Origin of the sequence: Actimicrobium sp. CCI2.3, from assembly GCF_035019065.1 — a bacterium.
Taxonomy (GTDB): domain Bacteria; phylum Pseudomonadota; class Gammaproteobacteria; order Burkholderiales; family Burkholderiaceae_D; genus Actimicrobium.
The window spans coordinates 82078-106646 of the sequence record NZ_JASJWR010000010.1 but is presented as its reverse complement, the minus strand read 5'-3'; the positions used below and the strand labels follow the sequence as shown (position 1 = coordinate 106646).

The window sequence follows — 24569 nt, the reverse complement described above, 5'->3', positions numbered from 1 at the left end:
TTTTTGCATTCATCCAACTTGTTTTCCGTGAGTACAACAATAACAGGCAAAAAAAAGCCGCTCGCAAGTGCGACCGGCTTTGATGTTCGATGGATCGAACTGCGATCAATTACTTGATCTTTGTTTCTTTGTATTCAACGTGCTTGCGTACTTTCGGATCGAATTTCATGATCGACATTTTTTCCGGGGTTGTACGCTTGTTCTTTGTAGTCGTGTAGAAGTGACCCGTGCCTGCAGTCGATTCCAGTTTGATTTTGTCGCGGCCAGATTTAGCCATGATGGTTCCTTTATTCTGCTAGTTAGACTTTTTCGCCGCGGGCGCGCATGTCTACCAGAACGGCATCAATGCCGAGCTTGTCGATGGTACGCAAACCAGCGTTGGACAGCCGCAGGGAAACCCAACGGTTCTCGGACTCAACGAAAATGCGACGACGTTGCAGGTTAGGCAAAAATCGGCGTTTCGTTTTGTTATTTGCATGGGAAACATTATTACCGACCATCGGCTTTTTCCCGGTGACTTGGCAAACTCGTGCCATATCTCACTCCTTAATAGTTTCCGAAATTGGAAAAAAAGTGAGTATAACCAAATAAATGAGGTTATTCAACGACTTGCGAAAAACAATTGTGTCTTATGTCAATTTTAAATTTAACAATGTGGTGAGTGTCGCTAAACAGCGCGATGCTTCTCATACTGCGCCGTGTTCAGCGAAAGAATATACCTCGTTCCCGGCGACGATGAAGTGATCGAGTACCTTCACGTCGATCATCGCAAGTGCGCTCTTGAGTGTTTGCGTCAGGGCATGATCAGACTGGCTGGGTACCGCTATTCCGGAGGGATGGTTGTGCGCCAGAAGCAGCGCAGCAGCATTGTGACGCAGTGCTGCCTTGATGACTTCGCGAGGATAGACACTGGCGTGAGTTAGCGTGCCTCGGAACAATTCTTCGGTTGCAATCAGTCGATTGCCAACATCAACGAACAATACGGTGAATGATTCGTAGCATTTATGGGCGAGTAATAATTGCAAATAGTGTTTCACCATTTGAGGGGAGGACAAAGTCATTCCTTTTTGTAATTGTTCTGCAAGAGCACGTTTTGCCAGCTCCATGACTGCCTGCAGTTGAGCAAACTTGGCCGGTCCCAGGCCATGCAGTGCCGAAAATTGATCCACGCTGGCCTGGAAAAGACCATTGAGCGAACCAAAGTGGGCAACCATGTCACGTGCGAGATCCACTGCACTTTTACCTGCGACGCCAATACGAAGGAAGACCGCAAGCAACTCCGCGTCTGACAGCATTGCAGCGCCATGCACGATGAGTCGTTCGCGCGGGCGTTGATCTTCGGGCCAGTCTGAAATTGCCATAGCGGGCGATGCAGTGTGCGCAGGGTTAAATGAATAACATTACGCGATCATTTGACGGGTGCGGCAGGGTCTTGTGTCATCGTGGCTTAAAATAGGGACTCATTTGTCATTCGGGAATATTTGATGTCGCTTATCCAACAGCCGGTTGTCACGGACGGCGCTTACCTTACCCTGCACTACCGTCTTGCCACACCAGATGGCACCGAAATCGTTACAACGTTCAATGGCAATCCTGCCACGCTGCAGTTGGGGTGCGGTCAGCTCGCACCGTTTCTTGAGCAGCGTTTGCTGGGCTTGCCGGAGGGTGCCAACGAAACGTTTCAACTCTTGCCCGACGAAGCTTTTGGCCCGCGTAATCCTGCGCTCGTCCAGCGCGTGTCACGCGCCACGTTGGCTGAAAACTCACAGTTCGGGGAGCAGTATGCGATCGGAGATGTGGTCGAATTCAATGCGCCAGGCGGTGGGCGGTTCGCCGGCGTGCTGCGCGAATTGAACGGTGAAGATACCGTCTTTGATTTCAATCACCCGTTAGCAGGGCAATCGTTGAAATTTGAAGTCAGAATTATTGGTATCTTGTAAGTTAAACCGCTCTCGGCGTGGTTTATTTCATATAGGTTTTTAAGGGCATCAAGATGATGAGTAACAAGGAAATTTTGCTGGCGCAGCCACGTGGATTTTGTGCCGGAGTGGACCGCGCCATTGAAATCGTCGAACGGGCGTTGATTCAGTTTGGCGCACCGATCTACGTGCGGCATGAAATTGTCCATAACGCTTATGTCGTTGATGACCTGCGCACGAAGGGTGCTATTTTTATCGAGGAACTGGCGGATGTGCCGACCGGGCAAACCGTCGTGTTTTCTGCGCATGGGGTCTCGAAGGCAGTGAAAGCCGAAGCGGAAGAGCGTGGCTTGCGTATTTTCGATGCAACCTGCCCGCTGGTGACGAAGGTCCATGTTGAAGTCGAAAAAATGCGTCGCGATGGTCGCGAGATCATCATGATCGGACATGACGGTCATCCGGAGGTTGAGGGAACAATGGGGCAGTCGGAGCAGGGCATGTACCTGGTCGAGACCACTGATGATGTGGCACTCCTTCAAGTCGCTCGTCCGGACATGCTTGCTTACGTCTCCCAAACTACTTTATCCGTTGACGATACGGCAGACATCATCGCAGCGCTCAAGCAGCGCTTTCCCGGTATCGCCGAGCCGAAAAAAGGGGATATCTGCTACGCCACGACTAACCGGCAGGAAGCTGTCAAGTTCATGGCGCCACAGGTCGAGGTGGTGATCGTGGTGGGAAGTCCGAACAGCTCCAATTCAAACCGTTTGCGCGAAGTCGCCCAGAAAAAAGGCGTGCCTTCGTTCATGGTCGACAACGCCGAACAAATCGATCCGGCCTGGCTTGAGGGCAAGCAGCGCATTGGAGTTACCGCTGGCGCGTCCGCTCCGGAAGTGCTCGTTCAGGCAGTCATCGACCGATTGAAAACCTTTGGTGCACGAAGCGTACGTGTACTCGACGGCGCGCAAGAACATGTGACGTTCCCACTCCCCAAAGGATTGATCGCGGAATTACCGTCCCAGAACTAAATTCAGCCCGTTGTTTGATTTTCCATGGATAGTTTTTCAGCTTCATCGTTATCATCGGTCACGCAGATTTTATTATTTATATTAAATTGATAGGTCGGTGGTGAGAGATTTTTTTGGTCACGGAAGTCAAATAATCTGACGCGACAACGAACACGCTATAGAATCCGGCGCTTGCCTCGAGCGGACCGCTCCGGATTTTGCATTAGCAGCTAACTTTGTTGCATGTACTTTGCTAAATGTACTGCGGCATTTGCTTGAGGTATGGTCTTATCAGGTCCTGTTGCTGAGCGCAGGCACAGGCGGCACCCAGGCAATCGAAACGGGTGCCGCTTTGTTATCCACGCGGATTTCGACTAGTCGAGGTCAAGCGATTCCAGTTTGTTTGTGAAACCGGTAGAAACCGGGTTTTTTGAGAAAGAAACACACCATCATGGACACTTTCATCCAGCAAATTATCAACGGCTTGGTGCTCGGCAGCATGTATGCGTTGATTGCCCTTGGTTACACGATGGTCTATGGCGTACTTAACCTGATTAACTTTGCGCACGGTGACGTGTTGATGATCGGAGCGATGGCAGGCTTGACGATCCTCAAGATCGTGCAAGTCGTTGCACCCGATTTACCAGGTGTCGTGAAGATAATTATTGCCATTTGCGGTGCGATTCCAATCTGCATTGCAGTAAATTTACTGATCGAGCGAGTCGCTTATCGCCGGTTGCGTAACGCGCCACGCCTGGCTCCGCTGATTACCGCCATTGGCGTCTCCATCCTGTTGCAGACGTTCGCAATGATGATCTGGGGCCGTAGTCCGATCGCTTTCCCGCAAGTGATTTCCGCAGATTCCTATCACATCATGGGCGCGCTGATTTCACCGACGCAAGTGATGTTGCTGGTGCTGGCCGGGATATCGATGTTTGGTCTTGTCTTGCTTGTTGAAAAAACCAAGATGGGAAGGGCGATGCGCGCTACCGCAGAAAATCCCCGCGTTGCCGGACTGATGGGGGTCGATTCCAACGCGGTGATCGTCTTGACCTTTGCGATTGGTGCTGCGCTCGCTGCTGTCGCTGGCGTGATGTGGGGAGCAACGTATGCGTCGGCTCAGTTTGCGATGGGCTTCGTGCCAGGATTGAAGGCCTTTTCGGCAGCAGTGCTGGGAGGGATCGGCAACATTTACGGCGCGATGCTGGGTGGCATCCTGCTCGGGCTGATCGAAAGCCTCGGGGCCGGCTACATTGGCGACCTGACAGGCGGTTTCCTCGGTAGTCACTATCAGGACATTTTTGCGTTCGTGGTACTGATCATCGTGCTGACCTTGCGACCGTCCGGCATCATGGGCGAGCGTGTGGCTGACCGCGCGTAAAGGGGATATTCATGGCCAATTATTTCGATACCAAGACCAACCCGCTCAAGGCATATGTCGGGATGGGCATCATCGCCCTCATCGTTCTTGTGTTTCCGTTTATTGCTCAGAATTACGGCAATTCATGGGTGCGCATCATGGACTTCGCGCTGCTCTACATCATGCTGGCGTTGGGACTCAACATCGTCGTCGGTTTTGCCGGCTTGCTCGATCTCGGTTACATCGCATTCTATGCGCTGGGTGCCTATCTGACGGCGTTGCTGGCGTCACCACAGTTTGCCGTCGTGCTGGAGTCGTTTGTCAACCAGTACCCGGCGATTGGCAATGCGCTGGTGTCGTTGTTCGGACCTGAGATACGCGAGCAGGGCATTCACTTGTCGATCTGGTTTATCGTCCCGCTGAGCGCCTTGTTTGCAGGGGTGTTCGGTGCGCTGCTCGGTGCTCCGACACTGAAATTACGTGGCGATTATCTGGCGATCGTGACACTCGGTTTCGGCGAAATCATCCGAATCTTCATGAATAACCTCAACGGTCCGGTCAATATCACCAATGGTCCGCAAGGTATCAACATGATCGATCCGATCAGGATCTTTGGCGTGTCATTGGCTGGTGAGCCTGGCAGCAGGGCGAATCTGATCTTCGGTAATTTTTCGATGCCTTCAGTCAATGCCTACTACTATTTTTTCCTGGCGCTATGCATCGGCATTATTTTCGTCTCGGTTCGCTTGCAGGATTCCCGCCTGGGTCGCGCGTGGGTCGCGATTCGCGAAGATGAAATCGCGGCCAAGGCGATGGGGATCAATACCCGGAATGTCAAATTACTGGCGTTCGCCATGGGAGCCTCATTTGGTGGCGTGGCGGGTTCGATGTTTGCCTCGTTTCAGGGTTTTGTCTCGCCGGAATCGTTTTCGCTGACGGAATCCATCGCCGTGCTAGCCATGGTGGTGCTGGGCGGGATGGGGCATATTCCAGGTGTCATTCTGGGTGGCATTATCCTCGCTGCGCTTCCTGAAGTATTGCGGCATACGGTGGAGCCAATCCAGATGGCGATTTTCGGCAAGGTCTGGGTCGATGCCGAAGTGCTGCGCCAGTTGCTGTACGGTCTGGCCATGGTTGTCATCATGCTCAGTCGTCCGGCCGGACTGTGGCCAGCTCCGAAGCACGAAGACCGGCCTGATGGCGACATCGACAAGCCCGAAAAAGCAACCGGCATAGTGGCAGCCTGAGGATCAACATGAGCGAACAAATCATTCTAAATATTGCCGGCGTGACCAAGCGTTTCGGCGGATTGCAAGCCTTGTCGGGCGTCAACATGAAGATTACGAAAGGCCAGATTTATGGCCTGATAGGTCCGAACGGTGCCGGCAAGACAACCTTCTTTAATGTCATTACGGGCTTGTACCAGGCGGACACAGGTAGCTTTGAATTGGCCGGAAAGCCCTATTCCCCGTCGGCACCGCATGAAGTTGCCAAGGCGGGTATTGCACGTACTTTTCAGAATATCCGGTTGTTTGGTGAAATGACCGCAATGGAAAATGTCATGGTAGGGCGGCATGTCCGCACTCATCAGGGTGTATTCGGTGCGGTGTTTCGGTTCAAGGCAGCACGCGATGAAGAAGCCAATATCCGCAAACGTGCGCTGGAATTACTCGACTTCGTTGGTATCGCGAAGTTTGCCGATCGTACGGCACGGCATTTATCGTATGGTGACCAGCGCCGGCTGGAAATTGCGCGCGCACTGGCAACCGACCCGCAACTGCTGGCGCTCGATGAGCCTGCAGCCGGTATGAATGCCACCGAAAAACTGGCGCTGCGGGAGTTGCTGGTCAAAATCAAAGCCGAAGGAAAAACCATTCTGCTGATCGAACACGACGTGAAACTGGTGATGGGTTTGTGCGACCGCATCACCGTGCTGGATTATGGCAAGCCGATCGCCGAAGGGGTGCCAGCCGATGTCCAGAAAAATCCGGCCGTCATTGAAGCCTATCTCGGAGGGTCCCATTAATGGTTGCCAATGAAAGCAGTTCAACCATGCGCGAGAATGTACTGAGGATCAGTGGCCTGAAAGTCGCTTACGGCGGTATCCAGGCCGTCAAGGGCATCGACCTTGAAGTCAACAAGGGTGAGTTAATTACATTAATTGGTGCCAATGGTGCCGGTAAGACTACGACCCTCAAGGCCATCACCGGTACCTTGCCCAACTGTCGCGTTGAAGGTCATATCGAGTACGCGGGTGAGGCGATCAAGGGTGTCGGTTCTTTTGACCTGGTCAAGAAAAACCTCGCCATGGTACCGGAGGGGCGCGGTGTGTTTACCCGCATGTCGATCCACGAAAATCTGTTGATGGGTGCTTATACCCGCAACGACAAGGCCGGTATCAGTGCTGATATCGACAAGTGGTTTTCGGTGTTCCCGCGATTGAAGGAGCGCGCTTCGCAAATGGCGGGCACCTTGTCCGGCGGCGAGCAACAGATGCTGGCGATGGCGCGTGCATTGATGTCGCATCCCAAGCTGCTATTGCTCGATGAGCCATCGATGGGTTTGTCGCCCATCATGGTGGAGAAAATTTTTGAGGTAGTACGCACGGTCTCTGCCGAGGGTGTAACGATCCTGCTGGTGGAGCAGAATGCCAAGCTGGCATTGCAGGCGGCTCATCGTGGTTATGTGATGGATTCCGGATTGATCACAATGACCGGGACCGCTGCCGACATGCTTGATGATCCGCGTGTGAAGGAAGCCTATCTCGGCGAGGGATGAGATAGGTTGACCACGCGCACAGCGCCATGCCCGCGACTGCCGGCATGGCTTTTTTATTCTGACTCAAGGAACACTCATGACATTCGTATTTCTTCCGCCTGCGCAAGCCTCGGTTCCTGTTGCCGGTTCGACCGAGCTATTTCCGGTTCACCGCATTTATTGCGTCGGACGCAACTACGCCGAGCACGCCATTGAAATGGGCGACACCGGTCGTGAGGCACCTTTCTTTTTCATGAAGCCGGCCGATGCCGTGTTGCCAGTAGCGGAAGGCAATGTTGGCGTCATGCCGTACCCTCCGATGACGCAGGATTTGCAGCATGAAATCGAACTGGTGGTTGCAATCGGCCGTGGCGGAAAGGAGATTGCTGTCGAAGACGCGGTCGCGCACATCTGGGGTTATGCCATTGGACTCGATATGACACGGCGTGACTTGCAGGGTGCTGCCAAGAAGCTCGGTCGCCCATGGTGTACCGGGAAAGGATTTGACCATTCGGCACCGATCGGGCCATTGCATCGCAATGTGCCGACCGGGACGATCAGTCTTCATGTCAACGGCATGCCGGTCCAGGCTAGTGTCCTTGGCAACATGATCTGGAGCGTTGCGGAAACGATTGCGCAGTTATCCACGCTCTTTGAACTGCAGGCCGGGGATCTGATTTTTACAGGTACCCCCGCTGGAGTCGCTGCGGTCGTGCCAGGTGACCTGCTCGAGGGCCGCATTGAAGGACTTGGCAGTCTGCAGGTCAGGATCGATCAGTAACGGTAGACGCGGCCATTTTCGACGCGGACACGATTGCCAACGCGCAGGTCATTGACGTTGTCCAGCGTGATGGCTTCATATTGACCGCTGTCGAGGCGGACATTGACTTGATAGACTTCGCGGCCGGCTGAACGGTTCTGCTCGACCTGATTGCCAACGACGGCACCGCCAACCACGCCCGCTGCGGTGGCGACGGCACGACCCGTACCGCCACCAACCTGATTGCCTAAAAGTCCACCGACGAGCCCGCCAACGACAGCGCCGGCACCAATACCGCTGGAGTTAGCCGCGCGCGACACCTGGATCGAGTCGATCACGCCGTATTGGGTGTTGTTACCTTGCTGGTTGTTATAGCCTTGCGACGATGGCTGGGAATAATTTTGCGAGTTGTACGGTTGCTGATACGGCGCGGCGCAACCAGCGAGCATGCTTGAAGCAAAAAGGACTGTGGCGGCCAGGGCAATAGTGTTTTTCATGATTTCTCCAGTGAATTGAGTAGTGTATTTGACCGGCTGGTATGAGGCCGTACGGTAGCGCACATTAGCAATGCTGCCGATCAATGCGCTCACGACGCGTGTCAATTAACGCACGGCAGAACTAGTGGAATGACGCAGAAAATGTAAGAGAGTGTTGGCTTTTCGATTACTTTGCCAGTGATCGACAAATAAGTGATGGTGCCCCCGACACGGATCGAACGTGTGACCTATCCCTTCATCCCGCTATGGCTTTCGCCACCGGCTGTGCCGTTTGCAGTCTGGACTATGCCTTCTCCATGGTGCCATGTTGCAGCACGACAGGAGGGAGCCGTCTAGTCTCTACACCTTCCCGATCGACATCGGGCTTGGCTCGGCGTTGCCAACAGCATGACCTGTCAGGGTTCACCGAATTTGACTCCATTCATGCGGGACCTTTCGGAACCCGATGCCCAAATCAATAGGAGGGGATCGCTCTATCCACTGAGCTACGGGGGCAGTGCAACCGCATTTTCGCATACTCCGGTCCGGTTATTTCATCTCGTTTCGTATCGGCACCTGGCGCAATGCAGCAAAAACCCACCGCGACATGGCAACATGTTGCCGGGAGTCGGTACAATGCGCACTTCCCATCGATTTATCGGCAGTGCGCCAGGCGTACGCGCCCCTTCACTTCAGGCATCCCAGCTACTTATGGCAGTCATCTCACTTTCCAATGCACAACTCGCATTCGGCCACGTTCCCTTGCTCGACCGTGCAGAATTTTCCCTTGAAACCACTGAGCGGGTCGGTTTGATCGGCCGCAACGGCACGGGCAAATCGTCTCTGTTGAAAGTGCTGGCAGGACAATCGAAACTGGATGACGGTCTGCTGGTCATGCAGCAAGGCGTGAAAATTACCTATGTCGACCAGGAACCCCACTTTGACCGGGATATTTCGGTGTTTGATGCGGTGGCGTCCGGCATGGGCGAGATGCAGGCGCTGCTCAAAGAATACGACGTGCTGACGGGGCAGTTTGGTGGTGACGATGACGAAGCGTTGATGGAGCGGATGCATGAAATCCAGCTCAAGCTGGATGCGGCCGACGCGTGGAATCTGAATAACAAGGTCGAGACCACACTGGACCGCCTCAATCTGGATGCCACGTCGTTGATGGGGACGCTATCAGGCGGTATGCAAAAACGCGTGGCACTGGCTTGCGCGCTGGTCAGTTCGCCTGATGTTCTGCTGCTCGATGAGCCAACCAACCATCTGGACTTCACGTCCATTCTTTGGCTTGAAGGCTTGCTGCGCGACTACAAGGGCAGCGTCTTGTTTATTACTCATGACCGGAGCTTTCTGGACAACGTCGCCACCCGCATCATCGAACTTGATCGAGGCCGTTTGCTGTCCTTTCCGGGCAATTTCACTGCCTATCAGTTACGCAAGGCGGAGCAGATCGAAATCGAAGAAGTCGAGAACGCCAAGTTTGATAAATTCCTGGCGCAGGAAGAAGTCTGGATCCGTAAGGGTGTGCAGGCACGCCGGACCCGGGATGAAGGGCGTGTGCGGCGTCTCGAAGCCCTGCGCACGACGCGCAGCGTTCGTCGTGACCAGCAAGGCCAGGTGCGACTCGATGTGTCCGCTGGCGAGCGATCAGGGAAAATCGTTGCCGAACTCGACGGCATCAACAAGAGTTACGGCAACAAGGTCATCGTGCGTGATTTCAGCGCGACATTATTGCGCGGCGACAAGGTCGGTTTGATCGGGCTTAATGGTGCCGGCAAGACGACCTTGCTGAAGATGATTCTGGGTCAAGAAGAACCGGATTCCGGTGTAATCCGGCAGGGTACGAAATTGCAGGTCGCCTATTTCGACCAGATGCGCGCCCAGCTCAATGAGGACGACAGTCTTGCCGATACGATTGCTCCTGGTAGCGACTGGGTCGAGATCAACGGTCAGCGCAAGCATGTGATGACTTATCTCAATGATTTCCTGTTTGCTCCGGAGCGCGCCAGGTCCCCGGTCAAGTCCTTGTCTGGCGGTGAACGCAATCGCTTGCTGCTGGCGCGTCTGTTCGCCAAGCCGGCCAACGTGCTGGTGCTCGATGAACCGACCAACGATCTGGATATCGACACGCTGGAGTTGCTCGAAGAGCTGCTTGAGGAGTACACGGGCACGGTCTTCCTCGTGAGCCATGACCGCACCTTCCTCGATAACGTTGTCACGCAAGTGATCGTCGCTGAAGGCGATGGCATGTGGCGCGAGTACATTGGCGGCTACACCGACTGGGAGCGCGTGCGTCGCGTACCGTTGACGTCGCCGGTAGTCAAGGTGGCAAAAGGGGATGTGAAGCCGGCATCCGAGCCGGTTGCCGCTGCACCCAAGCAGAAAAAACTGAGCTACAAGGAACAGCGTGAACTCGATGCCTTGCCTGCGCTGATTGCCGGTATCGAAGCCGAACAGAAAACCATCTCGGCCAAACTCGCGGACCCGGATGTCTACAAGCAAAAGCCGGAAGAGTTGCAGCGTCTGAATCAGCGCTTTGCCAAGCTCGATGGTGAACTGCTGGAGGCGCTGGAAAAATGGGAACAGATCGAGGCACGCGGCCAGAGCTGATGCCTGGCGAGTAACTCAGTTGATGCGACGGATTGCCGCCTTGAGCGATGGCAACCGCTCCCGTAGCACGTCAGCATCAACCGCATCGGGGCGTGCAGCCAGGTAGGCCTCGATATCCTCAAGCGCCGGGTTCGGACAATCCAGATGCGCGTACGCCAGCCCGCGATCCCGTCGCTCGGCGACATCGCCTGGCAACAGGATGAGCAAGCGCTGCTGAACATCCAGTAGTGATTGCCAGCGATCATATTCAAAAAAGAGTGATTTCAGGTTGCGCAGCATGCGTATCAGGATGTCGCGTGCCGAGGCCGGTTCCAGATAGGTCGCCAAGGGTTTCCCTGCCTGCCGAATGTGTTCGGCAAAAGGTGCCAGGCGTTCTTCCAGTTCTTCACGGGAGAGGCTGCTCCCATTGACCGGATCGAGGATGATTTCACCTGCCTGTGTCGACAGCTTCATCAGGAAGTGGCCAGGAAAGGAAATGCCACGGACGTCCAGTCCGATTTGCTGGGCAATTTCTATATAAATCATTGCCAGAGAAATCGGGATGCCGCGCCGGGTTCGTGTTACCCGATGCAAATAGCTGTTGTCTGGATCGTAATAGTTATTGATGTTGCCGCCGAAGCCCAGCTCACCATAAAAATAGTGGTTCAGCAAACGTAGTTTCTGGAGTGGAGCGGTGTCGGTCGGTATGCGCTTGTGCAATTTCGCTGCCATCCGGTCGACTTCCGCTTGCGCCCCGCCGAGGTCGAATTGCGGATCGCTATCTTGTGCGAGCGTGAGTCCGGCTTCAAACAACGGAATGCTCGTGTCTTGTTGCACAAGGGCGGCGAAATAGTCCAGTGGAGTGATCATGCTGCCGTTCGCTTGAAGTCTGCGGGTCTGAAGCCCATTGCAACCAGTGCACCGAAATAGGTGACGGCACAGACCAAGAGTACCAGCAACAGCATGCCGATGCGTTGCACAGGATGTGCCTGCAGCGCGATCCAGTCAGACTTGCCAGCAACCCATAGCGCGATGCCGCCCATCAGAAACAGAGCTCCCGTCAGTTTGACGAGGAACATACCCCATCCCTTCCTGGCAACGTAGATGCCGCGTCGACGCAAGCCGAGGTACAGAAAGATCGCGTTAATACAGGCACCCAGTCCGATCGATAGTGCCAGACCCGCTAACGCCAGATAAGGCACGAAAATCAGGTTCATCAACTGGGTGGCAATCAGGACGCCGATAGCGATCTTGACCGGGGTGCGGATATCCTGTTTGGCATAAAAGCCCGGTGCCAATATCTTCACGACGATCAATCCGATTAGTCCGACACCATAGGCAATCAGCGCCTGGCCAGTCATCGACACCGCGCGGGCATCGAATTTTCCATAATGAAATAGCGTTGCCGTGAGGGGTTCCGACAAGGTGGCCAGTCCGACAGCCGCCGGCAGGGCCAGCAGGAAAGTCAGTCGCAGGCCCCAGTCCAGTAACGCCGAATATTCGACCGGGTCGCCATTGGCGTGGGCCTTCGACAGGCTTGGTAGCAAGACGGTGCCTAATGCGACGCCCAGTAGCGCAGTCGGAAACTCCATCAGGCGGTCGGCAAATGACAGCCAGGACACACTGCCCAGTTCAAGATGCGACGCGATATTGGTATTGATGACCAGACTGATTTGCGCGACGGATACGGCAAAGGTCGCTGGCCCCATCTGTTTCAACACGCGCCGCACGCCCGGATCTGCCAGCGCAAAACGCGGATTGAGCTTGATGTGCGGCAGCATTCCTATTCGCAGCAAGGCGGGTATCTGGATGGCCAGTTGTAATAACCCACCAAAAAATACCGCAAAGCCCAATGCGTAGATCGGTTGTGCAAGCAGTGGTGCAACCAGCAGTGAGGTAACGATGAAAGACAGATTCAGCAGGACGGGTGTGAAGGCCGGTATGCGAAACTCGCCCCAGGTATTGAGAATGCCGCCAGCCAGCGCGACCAGCGACATGAAGCCGATGTAGGGAAACATGATGCGGGTCATGACTACCGTGGTGTCGAATACGGCCTGGTCGGCCGCCAAGCCGCTGGCCATCAAGTACACGATCACGGGTGCGCCGATAATTCCGGCAAGGCAGGTCAGTAACAAGGCCCAGGTCAGGATGGTGGCAACATGATCAGCGAGTAATTTGCTGGCGGCATCACCACGCTGGTTGCGGTATTCGGCAAGGATGGGCACAAATGCCTGGGCAAATGCGCCTTCGGCAAACAAGCGGCGTAGCAGGTTAGGAATCCGGAAGGCAACAAAAAAAGCATCGGTGGCACCGGAAGCGCCGAATGCACGGGTAATGAGGACGTCGCGTATCAGACCGGTGATGCGGGATAGCATTGTCATGCCGAATATCGTGGCGAGCGTTTTATGCAGGTTCATGGGGCGCGATTATAGCTGTTCGACTCTGCTTGCCAGTGCTTGCATGCCAATGGTTACAAGGGCGTCTGCCTGGTTCCTCCAGTTAGTTTGCCCTTTCGGATAAAAGCCGATATACTCTGGGGCTTCACAGAATTCTGTCTAACTCCAGCGTCATTGATGACGCACCCTGACCTCGATTTAGGAAATATCACTCATGGCAAATACCGCACAAGCACGCAAGCGTGCACGTCAAGCAGTCAAGCAAAACGCACATAATTCGAGCCAGCGCTCGGCATTGCGTACGGCGATCAAAGCTATCCGCAAGGCGATTCAAGGCGGCGACAAAGCGGTAGCAACCCAAGTGTTCCAGTCATCGATTTCCATCATCGATCGCATCGCTGACAAGAAAATCATTCACAAGAACAAAGCAGCACGTCACAAGAGCCGTATGGCCGCAGCATTGAAGGCATTGGCCGCCTGATTTAAATTTTTTGGTAAGCCGCTACGCAGCTTGCCATACAAAAAAACCCGCATGGATTGCACCATGCGGGTTTTTTTACGCATGCTGTTTATCTTGTTTTCGGTAATCCGTCGATGACCATGCCTGCCTTGATGTTCTTGTGCTTGAACCATCCGGCATTCATTTCCAGCGCATAACTCGCCGGCTTGAGGCCGCAATGTGATTCGGTGGTTTGTGGCTTCATCTCTTCGATATTGATGATCTTGCCGTCATCGTCGATGAACGCGACGGACAGCGGCAGCAGCGTGTTCTTCATCCACATACAGACTCCTGCCGGCGCGCCAAACAAGAACACCATTCCTTCGTTAGGCCCCATCTTTTCGCGAAACATCAGGCCTTGTTCGCGTTCGGCTTCGCTTGCTGCGACTTCTGCCTTGATTAAATGGATGCCGGCTGAGAGGGAGGCCACCTTGAATTTAACGGGTTGTTGCGCGTTGGCATGCGAGGTGAGCAAGAGCGCTCCGGAGAGGGCGAGCACGCGTAGGGGGTAGAAGGAATAGGTCATCGTTATGTTTAGTACTCGCCTAAAAAGTTGGGCTGCAGTTGAAAAGCGTTCGGCCATAAAAAAAGGCAGGATAACCTGCCTTCTGGTCCGAGCTTAACAGCAAATTACTTGGCTGCTGGCGCTGCTGGTGCAGCTGCATCATCTTTTTTCATTTCTTTTTTAGCTTTTTTAGCTTTCTTTTCTTTTTTGACTGCTGGTGCTGCATCAGGTGTTGTAGCGGCAGCTGGTGCCGTAGTAGCGGCTGGTGTAGCTGGTGCCATTGGTGCAGCAGTATGACTAGCAGCGAAAGCGGAAACAGCGAACAGACCAGCAACCAATGCAGCGATTAGGTTTTTCATTTTGTAATCCTTAGAATTGATACGATTGATAAGCGGAGATTCACATGAATCGCTAGCAATAACGGCATACCGGCTAGTGCGTTGACAGCGTTTTCAAAATAAAAACGAAAACACGTGAAATTATTTTACCGTGGTGACGACTATTCAAGCCAGCCGCCATTGACCGTGTACCCATCATGAGCGCTGTTTTGTTCTTTAGCGCGACGCGACAGTTGGCGCGCTATCATGCAGCGCAGTCTTTCCTTTTCTTGCCATTTACCGTGGAAACTCGATGCCTTTAAGATTGATGTTGTTCCTTGCTTGCCTGTCCTGGTTGCCGCTAGTCCAGTCGGCACCGCGGATGCCCGCTTCTGATGATGCTGTGCTGGAACGCTTGCCATTTCGGCCGAACGATCCGATCGCTCGCGAGATGTCCGATTTGCGAAAGACACTCCAGCGTACTCCGCGCGACGAGGGCGCAGCACTGAAACTGGCGCAGCGTTACTACGGATTGGTGGCCGAGGAAGGTGATCCACGTTATATCGGCTATGCACAGGCAGCGCTGGCACCGTGGTGGACGATGCCAGAACCGCCGGTCGATATCCAGGTCATGCGTGCTAGCCTCGCGCAGTTCAATCACGACTTCAGTGGTGCCATCAAGGATCTCGATAGCGTGATCGCCCGGTATCCCGTGCATGCCCAGGCGCGGGCGCTGCGTGCCATCATTCATTTGGTGCAAGCCCGCTATGCGCTGGCGCGATCCGATTGCCAGGCATTGCACGGATTGACTGACGAAGTGATTGCGACCGGCTGTCTCGCGATGGTCGACGGGCTGACCGGCAAGGCCCAGCCTGCTTACAATACCTTGCTGGAGACTTTGGATCGGCATCCCGAAGCAAGTCCGGTCCAGCGCTTGTGGGTACTTTTGCGACTGGCGGAAAGCTCGCAACGTCTTGGCAAGGTCAAGATCGCTGAACAGCATTTCAAAGAAGCTATCGCACTCGGCATTCCTGATACGTTCCTGCTTGCCGAGTATGCGGATCTACTGATGGATCAGAAACGCGCGGCCGAGGTTGTTGCCCTGCTCAAGGACCGCACTCGCTCGGATGTGCTGTTGTTGCGGCTGGTGTTTGCCGAGCACATGTTGAAGTCACCGAACGCCGCCGCATTGCAATCCACACTTGCCGCACGCTATGCGGCGGCTCAATTACGAGGTGATACCGTGCATCAACAGGAGGAAGCCCGTTTTGTTCTGGCCATTGAGGGTGACGCGAACAAGGCACTGGATCTGGCACTGAAGAACTGGACTGTTCAGCGTGAACCGCGCGATGCCCGTATTGTTCTGGAAGCGGCCTTGGCCGCGCGAAAGCCTGTCGCAGCGCAACCCGTACTGACTTGGTTAACCGAGAGCCGGATTGAAGATGGCGTCCTGCTGGCGCTTGCCCGTCAGGTTGCCGGAGTCACGCAATGAAGCGCCTGTTACTGCTTGGTCTGTTATGTCTGTTTTCGCTCACGGCACAGGCGCACAAGCCCAGCGACAGCTATCTGAACTTTATTGTCGAGGGCAAGACGATTAACGGGCAGTGGGATATCGCATTGCGTGACCTCGACTTTGCGCTTGGTCTCGATGCCAATGGCGATGCAGCCATCACCTGGGGCGAGGTCAAGGCCAAACAGCTTGATATCGATGCCTATGCGATGGCCCGGTTGAACTTGCAATCGGATGGTCAATCTTGTCCTGCGACCGTGACCGATCATCTGGTCGATGACCATACCGACGGTGCCTATGTGGTGCTGCGCTTCCAGGCGCAATGTGCGCAACCGATCAAACTCTTGCAGACGCGATACGGACTGTTTTTTGACATTGACCCGCAACACAAGGGGCTACTGCAGTTGCAATATCAGGGCGTCTCGACGACCGCGATTTTTAGTCCGGAGAAAGCAACGCAGCAATTTTCGCTGACTACGCCAAGTCGGGTTACGCAGTTTGTCGACTATGCCCGTGAAGGTGTCTGGCATATCTGGATTGGGTACGATCACATCCTGTTTCTGCTGGCGTTACTTTTGCCCGCGGTGGTTATTCGTCAGCGCAAGCAGTGGCAGGCAGTCGATGCTTTCAAGCCAGCATTCTGGTCGGTTCTGAAAATCGTGACGGCATTCACCCTGGCCCACTCGATCACATTGACGCTGGCGACGCTCGGCGTGATCAGTCTGCCGTCGCGCTGGGTGGAGTCCATCATCGCCGCCTCGGTAGTGATTGCTGCGCTGAACAATATCTATCCGCTGTTTCGTGAGCGCCGCTGGATGATGGCGTTTGTGTTCGGGTTGATCCATGGGTTTGGTTTCGCCACGGTACTCAGTGATCTGGGTTTGCCGAAGAGTGCATTGGCACTGGCCCTGGTTGGATTCAATGTTGGCGTCGAAGCCGGGCAACTTGCCATCGTCGCGGCATTTTTGCCGGTTGCTTTCTATCTGCGCCATACAATGCTTTACCGCAAGATCATTCTGTTAGGCGGTTCTGCACTCATTGCGTTGCTGGCTGCCGGCTGGCTGGCAGAGCGCGCATTCAACTTGAAATTTCTGCCGTTCTAACGACGCGATGCCGTCAGTTCGGCGGCATCGACAACTCGCGATTCACCCGGAAGCAATGGATGACTTTCCAGAGAGTACGGGCCGATCGCAACCCGCACCAGTCGCAGCGTCGGTAGTCCGACTGCTGCCGTCATCCGTCGAACCTGGCGATTTTTTCCTTCAGTGATCGTCAGTGCCAGCCAGCGCGTCGGGTTGCTTGCGCGTTGCCGGATTGGTGGATCGCGAGACCATAACCATGCCGGTTCGGCGACTTCAACGACTTTGGCAGGTTTACTGGTGAAATCGCCGAGGTCGATGCCTGCCCGTAATTTGCTTAACGCGACAGCATCCGGAATGCCTTCGATCTGTACAAGGTATGTTTTAGGTTGCTTGTGTGTCGGGTCGCTGATGTCGTGCTGGAGTCGTCCATCATCCGTGAGCAGCATCAACCCTTCGCTGTCGGCATCGAGCCGGCCAGCCGGATAGATGTCAGGAATGTCCAGATGATCAGCGAGCGTGGTCCGCCCGTCTTGCCGTGAGAATTGGCAAAGAACAAGGTACGGTTTGTTGAACAGGATAAGCGCCATGCGATATTTTTCTTGGTTTGAAATAAATGTGTTCTGGCATTTTAAGCCCCTTGTCGGGGAGGTTGCCGGGGTACTCGACGATTGTCTGTGTCGCAAACCAGTGGCATCCAGTAAAATAGGATGGCATAATACGAAACGCTGTCTTATGTCTTATATAAGACTTGGCTGCCAAATCAGCTGCTCATTTACTGATTTCGCTCTCTTTTCCCGTACCGGAGACATCGATGTATCAACATATCAAAGTGCCTGCTGAAGGCAAAAAAATTACGGTCAATGCCGATTTTTCGTTGAATGTACCAAACAACCCGATCGTGCCCTACATCGAAGGCGATGGTACCGGCATTGATATCAGTCCCGTCATGATCAAGGTCATCGACGCCGCCGTTGCCAAGGCTTACGGCGGCGAGCGCAAGATCAGCTGGATGGAAATTTTTGCCGGAGAAAAGTCAACCAAGGTCTACGGACCGGATGTCTGGCTGCCGGAAGAAACGTTGCATGCATTGAAAGACTACGTCGTCTCGATCAAGGGACCACTCACGACGCCGGTCGGTGGCGGTATCCGTTCACTGAACGTGGCATTGCGCCAGCAACTCGATCTGTATGTCTGCCTGCGTCCCGTGCGCTATTTCACTGGCGTCCCTTCGCCTGTGAAAGAGCCTGAAAAAACTGACATGGTCATTTTCCGCGAGAATTCGGAAGACATCTACGCCGGGATCGAGTGGCAAGCCGGTAGCGACAATGCCAAGAAGCTGATCGATTTCCTGATCAATGAACTGGGCGTCACCAAGATCCGTTTCCCGGAAACGTCCGGCATCGGCATCAAGCCGGTCTCGCGCGAAGGTACCGAGCGACTGGTTCGCAAGGCGATTCAATACGCGATCGACAATGACAAGCCATCTGTGACTATCGTTCACAAGGGCAACATCATGAAGTACACAGAAGGCGGTTTCCGCGACTGGGCCTATGATTTGGCGCAAAGCGAATTCGGTGCCGAAATGATCGATGGTGGTCCATGGTGCAAGTTCAAGAATCCAAAAACCGGCCGCGACATCATGGTCAAGGATTCGATTGCCGATGCTTTCTTGCAGCAGATTTTGTTGCGTCCTGCCGAGTACAGTGTCATTGCTACACTGAACTTGAATGGTGACTACATTTCCGATGCACTGGCAGCACAAGTGGGCGGTATTGGTATCGCGCCGGGTGCCAATCTGTCAGATTCGATTGCGATGTTTGAAGCGACACACGGTACCGCACCGAAATATGCCGGCAAGGATTACGTCAATCCGGGCTCGCTGATTTTGTCGGCTGAAATGATGTTGCGTCACATGGGCTGGCTCGAAGCCGCTGATCTGATCATCAGTTCGATGCAAAATTCAATCGCGTCCAAGAAAGTGACGTACGACTTTGCGCGTCTGATGGAAGGCGCGACACAAGTGTCATGTTCCGGTTTCGGTGACGTGATGATCGAGCACATGTAATTATTGTTTCGCTGCCAGGAATAGGAGCGAACAGAAAAGCCAGTCATTCGTGACTGGCTTTTTTACACTTTGAGCGGTAGTCGTTCCAGCGCAAATCGAATCAGATCAGCTTGACCCTCGATGCCAAGCTTTCGCTTGATATTGAGACGGTGCGTCTCCACCGTGCGCACGCTCAGGTCAAGTTCTCGTGCGATATGCTTGTTGGATTTACCGTTGGCGATCGATTGCAGCACCTCATTTTCACGCGGGGTCAGTAGGACCGGCGGACTGAACTGAGAGGTCATTTGCCTGGCAATACCTGCGCTGTAATAGATGCCTCCCGCTATGACCGTATCGATGGCGGTGATGATATCTATCGCAGGCGCATCTTTTAAAACATATCCGCGGGCACCGCTCAGGATCGATTGCATGACGTACTCGGCTTTATCATGCATGCTCAGCATCAGCACTGCGATGGCCGGATGGAGTGCATGAAATTGCGCAGTCAGTTCAATCCCGTTAATACCGGCAAGATTAATGTCCATTAACGCCAAATCAATATTGATGGTCGACGCGTGTTTCAGCGCTTCGCTGGCATTTCCTGCTTCAGCAACGATCTCAAAATGAGGAACGGTTTCCAGTCTGGCTCGCAGGCCATCGCGCACAAGTGGGTGGTCATCTACAAGCAGAATCTGAATCACGGGTGAAGCCATTATGAGAAATTATCCGTTGGGAAGTGTTGCTGTCAGTTGAGTTCCTTCAGCCGATGAGCTCAGCGATAAGTGACCACCCACCGCCTCCGCCCGCTCATGCATATTACGCAAACCAATCCCGCGCTTGGGGTTATCTGCGACTAATTCCATGTCGAATCCTTTGCCATCGTCAGAAATGACCATGCGTACTGCGGCACAGTCGATGCTGAGATTCAGGGAAACGTTGGCGGCGGCGGCATGCCGTTCGATGTTGGTCAACGCTTCCTGTGCAATCCGGAACAAGGCTGTTTTTCGGACCTCAGAGAGATGTTCGATATGCCCGTCCGTCATAAAATGCGCGTTCATCATCGCATGACCCGCAAATTCACGCGTGAGGTGATCCAGCGCTGCAACCAGGCCAAGGTCATCGAGCAGAGTTGGACGCAAGTTGTGTGAGATGCGACGCACCTCACCCAGCACATGATTGAGTTGTGCCGCTGCACGATCGAATGATTGACTGGCCAAATCGGCTTGTGCCTGTGGTCCGGCAAGCTTGGCAATGCCCGATTCTACTTGCAGTTTGATGGAGACCAGTGATTGGCTAATGCCATCATGCAGGTCGCGTGAAAGCCTGGCGCGCTCCTCTTCTTGTGAGTGCACGACGCGTTGTGCCAGGACCTTCAATTTAGCATCGGCGACCCGATGCTCACTGAAGTTCAGTGCCAGGCCAAAGAGGGCGATGACCAGTACGCTGGCAATCGCAATGCCGGTAATCCACAGCATGGTGCTCTGGATATTGCGCGAAATCTGGGTATCCAGTTTGTTGACGACAGCATCGACATCATCAAGATAGATGCCCGTACCAAGGACCCAACCCCAGTTGGGCAGGCTGATGACATAACCCAGTTTCGGTACAACATTTCCGGTTGATGGCTTTTCCCATAAATAGCGTTCAAGGCCACCACCATGGTTGGCGCGAAAGATCAGTCGTTGTATCGTCGGATTGCCTTTGTTATCGCGTAATTCCCATAAATTTTGACCGACAAGTTCTGGTTGGCGCGGATGAACGAGATTGACGCCTTGCATGTCATAGACAAAGAAATAGCCGTCATCGCCATAGTCGAGTTTTGAAATAATGCGCTTCGCCTCTTCAAGCGCCAAGGCATCATGTCGCCCGGAATCATAAATCGCCTTGATCGAACGCGTAGCGAGCGTCACGTAATGACGCATTTCCGCTTCCTTGCTTTTGAGATAGGCGGACTCGACCGATTTAAGCTGTTGTTGTGCCAGCAGTGTGGCTTGATGTTGTACTGCCAGCGCAATCGCACAAAGGGCAACAATCAGCGGCACGACAGCAAGCAAAAATATTTTTTGTCTGAGATTCATTGGGAAAGGCGACGAGTTTTATTGTCAATAGTCAGAACGCATGACAACAAAAAACCCCGCGTTGGCGGGGTTGTGCTGTGGTCAGTCTTATGAACTGATCAGGGAGCCTGAATGTTGGAAGCTTGCTTGCCTTTGGGGCCCTGCGTGACTTCGAACTGAACTTTTTGACCTTCTTTCAGAGTTTTGAAACCATTCATCTGGATTGCGGAGAAGTGTGCAAACAAATCTTCACCACCATCGTCCGGAGTAATGAATCCGAAACCCTTGGAGTCGTTGAACCACTTGACTGTACCTGTTGCCATAAAAGCGTCTTTCCAATTTGCTTGATCACACGAGCCGTAAAAGCAGGAAGCCTGAATTGACGTTGCCCCTTCTTAAAACTTGCCCCCTTTGCATTGACAGTTTCAATTACGTTACTTGTCAAGACAATTCATTGTTCGCGAAAAAAATAATGAAGTCAAGATTTTCTACGGAGCGGCTGGGCCATTGTCGGATACGTGTTTAGTTGCAACAAAAAAACACTCTTGAATTCTCCCGCAGTAGCGCCACCTGCGACTAATCCTGAAAGCGCGTAATATCAATCTGCGCTTCGGGACATTCATTATTATTTGTTGTGACTACAGTAGTTGAAGGACTTAGATACACGCATGGCAACCAAGCACGAAAACGGCACAGTACTCGTCCGGCAGACTCAGAAACTCAAGCCGCCGTCGATGTACCAAGTGTATTTACTCAATGATGACTACACGCCGATGGAGTTCGTCGTGGCCATCATTCAGGAATACTTCAACAAGGATCGCGAAAACGCCACCCAGATCATGCTGATGGTGCATCGCGATGGTAAAGGGATGTGCGGCGTGTACCCCAAGGATATCGCGTCCACTAAAGTCGAATTGGTGTTAACACACGCAAGAAAGGCGGGGCACCCCCTGCAATGCGTGATGGAGGAAGCATGATTGCGCAGGAACTGGAAGTTAGTTTGCACATGGCGTTTGTCGAAGCACGGCAAGCTCGTCACGAATTTATTACTGTAGAACATTTGCTTTTGGCCCTGGTGGATAATCCCTCTGCGGCGGAAGTGCTGAGAGCGTGCGCCGTCAATATTGAAGATCTGCGCAAAACGCTGACTAATTTTATTGCGGACAACACGCCCACTGTCCCTGGTGCTAGCGAGGTAGACACGCAGCCAACGCTGGGATTCCAGCGCGTGATCCAGCGTGCCATCATGCATGTGCAATCTGCGTCGAATGGCAAAAAAGAAGTCACCGGCGCGAACGTACTGGTAGCAATTTTTGGCGAAAAAGATTCTCATGCGGTGTATTACCTGCATCAGCAAGGGGTAACCCGTCTTGATGTAGTCAACTTTATTTCGCACGGCGTGCGCAAGGACCAGCAGGCCGAGCCGCAAAAAGCACCTGAAAGCGGTGAAGAAGCACCGGCTGACGGGCAGCAAAAAGAAAGTCCTCTGGACCAATTTACGCAAAACCTGAACAAGCTGGCGCTTGAAGGCAAGATCGATCCATTGATCGGCCGTGAGCCAGAGCTTGAGCGGGTCGTCCAAACACTTTGCCGTCGTCGTAAAAACAATCCACTACTCGTAGGTGAAGCTGGCGTTGGCAAGACCGCGATTGCCGAGGGCTTGGCATGGCGCATCACGCAAAAGGAAGTGCCGGAAATCCTGCAAGATGCGGTCGTCTACTCGCTCGATATGGGTGCGCTACTCGCAGGTACCAAGTACAGGGGCGACTTCGAGCAGCGTCTGAAAGCCGTTCTCAAACAGCTCAAAGACAGCCCGAATGGCATCCTGTTCATCGATGAGATTCACACCATTATCGGAGCCGGTGCGGCCTCCGGTGGGACACTCGATGCATCGAACTTGTTGAAGCCCGCTTTGTCCAGCGGTCAGCTAAAGTGCATTGGGGCGACCACCTACACCGAGTATCGCGGGGTATTTGAAAAAGATCATGCGCTGTCACGTCGCTTCCAGAAAGTCGATGTTAACGAGCCAACCGTCGAGCAAACCATCCAGATTTTGCGTGGTCTGAAATCGCGCTTTGAAGAACATCACGGTATCAAGTATTCCGCGTCGGCACTGACCACGGCTGCTGAACTCGCCGCACGGTTCATCAACGATCGCCATCTGCCGGACAAGGCCATCGACGTGATCGATGAAGCGGGTGCTGCGCAACGCATCCTGCCGAAGTCGAAGCAGAAAAAGACGATTGGCAAAGCCGAGATCGAGGACATCATCGCCAAGATCGCACGCATTCCGCCGCAGTCCGTCAACCAGGATGACCGCAGTAAATTGCAAACGATTGAGCGCGACTTGAAAAATGTCGTCTTCGGGCAGGAGCCAGCGATCGAAGCGTTGTCGTCAGCGATCAAGATGGCACGTGCGGGTCTGGGCAAGACCGACAAGCCGATTGGATCGTTCCTGTTTTCCGGTCCGACTGGTGTCGGCAAGACCGAGGTTGCCAAGCAACTGGCATTCGTTCTCGGTATCGAACTGATCCGGTTCGACATGTCGGAATACATGGAGCGCCATGCAGTCAGTCGTCTGATTGGTGCGCCACCGGGCTACGTCGGTTTCGATCAGGGCGGGTTGCTGACAGAAGCCATTACCAAGAAGCCGCATGCTGTCTTGCTGCTCGATGAAATCGAAAAAGCCCATCCGGATATTTTCAATATCCTGTTGCAGGTGATGGACCACGGTACGCTGACGGACAACAACGGTCGCAAGGCAGATTTCCGCAATGTGATCATTGTCATGACGACCAACGCCGGTGCCGAAAGCCTGCAGAAACGCTCGATCGGTTTCACCGAGAAGAAGGAAGCCGGCGACGAGATGGAAGATATCAAGCGGATGTTTACGCCTGAATTCCGAAACCGGATTGATTCGATTATCAGCTTCGGTGCCTTGAACGAAGAGATCATCTTGCGCGTCGTCGACAAGTTCCTGATGCAACTGGAAGAACAATTGCATGAGAAAAAAGTCGATGCGATCTTTACCGAAAAGCTGAGAAGTTTCCTTGGCAAGAAGGGCTTCGATCCGCTGATGGGCGCACGACCAATGGCGCGTCTGATTCAGGACATGATCCGCAAAGCACTGGCCGACGAACTGCTGTTCGGCAAGCTGGTCAGCGGCGGCAAGGTGACCGTCGATCTCGACGACAAGGACCAGATCAAACTGGACTTTTCGGATGGTGACAGCACGCCTCCGCCAGCCGCATCGCAAGAGACGCTCGAAGTCGAGTAGTCATCCAG

The 24569-nt window shown here is 53.8% G+C and carries 26 protein-coding genes; 14 read left to right on the top strand and 12 right to left on the bottom strand.

What is annotated here, in order from left to right; translation table 11 throughout:
• Positions 1-109 precede the first annotated feature (109 nt).
• The 3 genes from rpmG to radC form a co-directional block, all read right to left on the bottom strand.
• Complete coding sequence (gene rpmG / locus QN370_RS07910; protein ID WP_009667251.1) at positions 110-277, bottom strand: 50S ribosomal protein L33; 168 nt, start codon at positions 275-277, stop codon at positions 110-112.
• Between the two features lie 22 nt (positions 278-299).
• Positions 300-536, bottom strand: a complete 237-nt coding sequence (rpmB, locus tag QN370_RS07905) for a 50S ribosomal protein L28 (protein ID WP_322128524.1) — start codon at positions 534-536, stop codon at positions 300-302.
• Positions 537-686: 150 nt separating this feature from the next.
• A complete protein-coding gene (gene radC, locus QN370_RS07900) occupies positions 687-1361 on the bottom strand; it encodes a RadC family protein (RefSeq protein WP_322128523.1) in 675 nt (224 codons plus the stop codon).
• Positions 1362-1484: 123 nt separating this feature from the next.
• On the opposite strand from radC, the gene QN370_RS07895 reads away from it, so the two are divergent.
• The 7 genes from QN370_RS07895 (at position 1485) to QN370_RS07865 (ending at position 7824) form a co-directional block, all read left to right on the top strand.
• Entirely contained in the window at positions 1485-1940 is a 456-nt protein-coding gene (locus QN370_RS07895) for a peptidylprolyl isomerase (RefSeq protein ID WP_322128522.1), read from the top strand.
• Positions 1941-1996: 56 nt separating this feature from the next.
• Positions 1997-2947 carry a 4-hydroxy-3-methylbut-2-enyl diphosphate reductase gene (gene ispH / locus QN370_RS07890; protein ID WP_416172183.1) on the top strand — a complete coding sequence of 317 codons (951 nt, stop codon included), beginning with the start codon at positions 1997-1999 and terminating at the stop codon, positions 2945-2947.
• A 430-nt stretch (positions 2948-3377) separates the two neighbouring features.
• Positions 3378-4307, top strand: coding sequence for a branched-chain amino acid ABC transporter permease (locus QN370_RS07885; protein WP_322128520.1), 930 nt, complete (start codon positions 3378-3380; stop codon positions 4305-4307).
• Between the two features lie 11 nt (positions 4308-4318).
• Complete coding sequence (locus QN370_RS07880; RefSeq protein WP_322128519.1) at positions 4319-5533, top strand: ABC transporter permease subunit; 1215 nt, start codon at positions 4319-4321, stop codon at positions 5531-5533.
• 8 nt (positions 5534-5541) lie between these two features.
• Positions 5542-6312: an ABC transporter ATP-binding protein gene (locus tag QN370_RS07875; protein WP_322128518.1), complete on the top strand. Its 771-nt coding sequence runs from the start codon at positions 5542-5544 to the stop codon at positions 6310-6312.
• 26 nt (positions 6313-6338) lie between these two features.
• Positions 6339-7064, top strand: coding sequence for an ABC transporter ATP-binding protein (locus tag QN370_RS07870; RefSeq protein ID WP_322128517.1), 726 nt, complete (start codon positions 6339-6341; stop codon positions 7062-7064).
• Between the two features lie 76 nt (positions 7065-7140).
• A complete protein-coding gene (locus tag QN370_RS07865) occupies positions 7141-7824 on the top strand; it encodes a fumarylacetoacetate hydrolase family protein (protein WP_322128516.1) in 684 nt (227 codons plus the stop codon).
• On the opposite strand, the gene QN370_RS07860 is transcribed toward QN370_RS07865, so the two are convergent.
• The gene (locus QN370_RS07860) at positions 7818-8300 is read right to left on the bottom strand and encodes a glycine zipper 2TM domain-containing protein (protein WP_322128515.1); all 483 of its coding nucleotides are present in this window, start codon (positions 8298-8300) and stop codon (positions 7818-7820) included. The two genes, QN370_RS07865 and QN370_RS07860, sit on opposite strands and share 7 nt — an antisense overlap.
• A 690-nt stretch (positions 8301-8990) precedes the next feature.
• Between QN370_RS07860 and QN370_RS07855 the strand changes: the two genes are divergently transcribed.
• Positions 8991-10895 carry an ATP-binding cassette domain-containing protein gene (locus QN370_RS07855; protein ID WP_322128514.1) on the top strand — a complete coding sequence of 635 codons (1905 nt, stop codon included), beginning with the start codon at positions 8991-8993 and terminating at the stop codon, positions 10893-10895.
• 15 nt (positions 10896-10910) lie between these two features.
• On the opposite strand, the gene QN370_RS07850 is transcribed toward QN370_RS07855, so the two are convergent.
• Both QN370_RS07850 and murJ read right to left on the bottom strand, forming a co-directional pair.
• A complete protein-coding gene (locus QN370_RS07850; protein ID WP_322128513.1) occupies positions 10911-11744 on the bottom strand; it encodes a SirB1 family protein in 834 nt (277 codons plus the stop codon).
• Positions 11741-13291 (bottom strand): murein biosynthesis integral membrane protein MurJ, encoded by a 1551-nt coding sequence (murJ, locus tag QN370_RS07845; protein WP_322128512.1) that lies wholly within the window; start codon positions 13289-13291, stop codon positions 11741-11743. Before murJ ends, QN370_RS07850 begins: the two co-directional genes overlap by 4 nt.
• Positions 13292-13484: 193 nt before the next feature.
• On the opposite strand from murJ, the gene rpsT reads away from it, so the two are divergent.
• Positions 13485-13751: a 30S ribosomal protein S20 gene (gene rpsT, locus QN370_RS07840; RefSeq protein ID WP_322128511.1), complete on the top strand. Its 267-nt coding sequence runs from the start codon at positions 13485-13487 to the stop codon at positions 13749-13751.
• A gap of 88 nt (positions 13752-13839) precedes the next feature.
• Here the strand turns inward: rpsT and QN370_RS07835 are convergent, their stop codons facing one another.
• Both QN370_RS07835 and QN370_RS07830 read right to left on the bottom strand, forming a co-directional pair.
• Positions 13840-14295, bottom strand: a complete 456-nt coding sequence (locus QN370_RS07835; protein ID WP_322128510.1) for a DUF192 domain-containing protein — start codon at positions 14293-14295, stop codon at positions 13840-13842.
• A 104-nt stretch (positions 14296-14399) separates the two neighbouring features.
• On the bottom strand, positions 14400-14633 hold the full coding sequence (locus QN370_RS07830; RefSeq protein ID WP_322128509.1) for a hypothetical protein: 234 nt from the start codon (positions 14631-14633) through the stop codon (positions 14400-14402).
• Between the two features lie 340 nt (positions 14634-14973).
• Between QN370_RS07830 and QN370_RS07825 the strand changes: the two genes are divergently transcribed.
• Together QN370_RS07825 and QN370_RS07820 are read left to right on the top strand one after the other, a co-directional pair.
• On the top strand, positions 14974-16083 hold the full coding sequence (locus QN370_RS07825) for a hypothetical protein (RefSeq protein WP_322128508.1): 1110 nt from the start codon (positions 14974-14976) through the stop codon (positions 16081-16083).
• On the top strand, positions 16080-17204 hold the full coding sequence (locus tag QN370_RS07820; protein WP_322128507.1) for a HupE/UreJ family protein: 1125 nt from the start codon (positions 16080-16082) through the stop codon (positions 17202-17204). Before QN370_RS07825 ends, QN370_RS07820 begins: the two co-directional genes overlap by 4 nt.
• Here the strand turns inward: QN370_RS07820 and QN370_RS07815 are convergent.
• Positions 17201-17770, bottom strand: a complete 570-nt coding sequence (locus QN370_RS07815) for a pseudouridine synthase (RefSeq protein WP_322128506.1) — start codon at positions 17768-17770, stop codon at positions 17201-17203. The genes QN370_RS07820 and QN370_RS07815 overlap by 4 nt on opposite strands.
• A gap of 224 nt (positions 17771-17994) precedes the next feature.
• Between QN370_RS07815 and icd the strand changes: the two genes are divergently transcribed.
• Positions 17995-19248, top strand: a complete 1254-nt coding sequence (gene icd / locus QN370_RS07810) for an NADP-dependent isocitrate dehydrogenase (protein WP_322128505.1) — start codon at positions 17995-17997, stop codon at positions 19246-19248.
• A 62-nt stretch (positions 19249-19310) separates the two neighbouring features.
• On the opposite strand, the gene QN370_RS07805 is transcribed toward icd, so the two are convergent.
• From QN370_RS07805 to QN370_RS07795, 3 genes are all read right to left on the bottom strand, one after another.
• Positions 19311-19940, bottom strand: coding sequence for a response regulator transcription factor (locus QN370_RS07805; RefSeq protein ID WP_322128504.1), 630 nt, complete (start codon positions 19938-19940; stop codon positions 19311-19313).
• A 9-nt stretch (positions 19941-19949) separates the two neighbouring features.
• Positions 19950-21305, bottom strand: coding sequence for a cache domain-containing protein (locus QN370_RS07800; protein WP_322128503.1), 1356 nt, complete (start codon positions 21303-21305; stop codon positions 19950-19952).
• A 98-nt stretch (positions 21306-21403) separates the two neighbouring features.
• Positions 21404-21607, bottom strand: coding sequence for a cold-shock protein (locus QN370_RS07795; RefSeq protein ID WP_009665919.1), 204 nt, complete (start codon positions 21605-21607; stop codon positions 21404-21406).
• 345 nt (positions 21608-21952) lie between these two features.
• On the opposite strand from QN370_RS07795, the gene clpS reads away from it, so the two are divergent.
• Both clpS and clpA read left to right on the top strand, forming a co-directional pair.
• Positions 21953-22261, top strand: a complete 309-nt coding sequence (gene clpS, locus QN370_RS07790; protein WP_009665918.1) for an ATP-dependent Clp protease adapter ClpS — start codon at positions 21953-21955, stop codon at positions 22259-22261.
• Positions 22258-24561, top strand: a complete 2304-nt coding sequence (gene clpA, locus QN370_RS07785) for an ATP-dependent Clp protease ATP-binding subunit ClpA (RefSeq protein ID WP_322128502.1) — start codon at positions 22258-22260, stop codon at positions 24559-24561. Before clpS ends, clpA begins: the two co-directional genes overlap by 4 nt.
• Positions 24562-24569 lie beyond the last annotated feature (8 nt).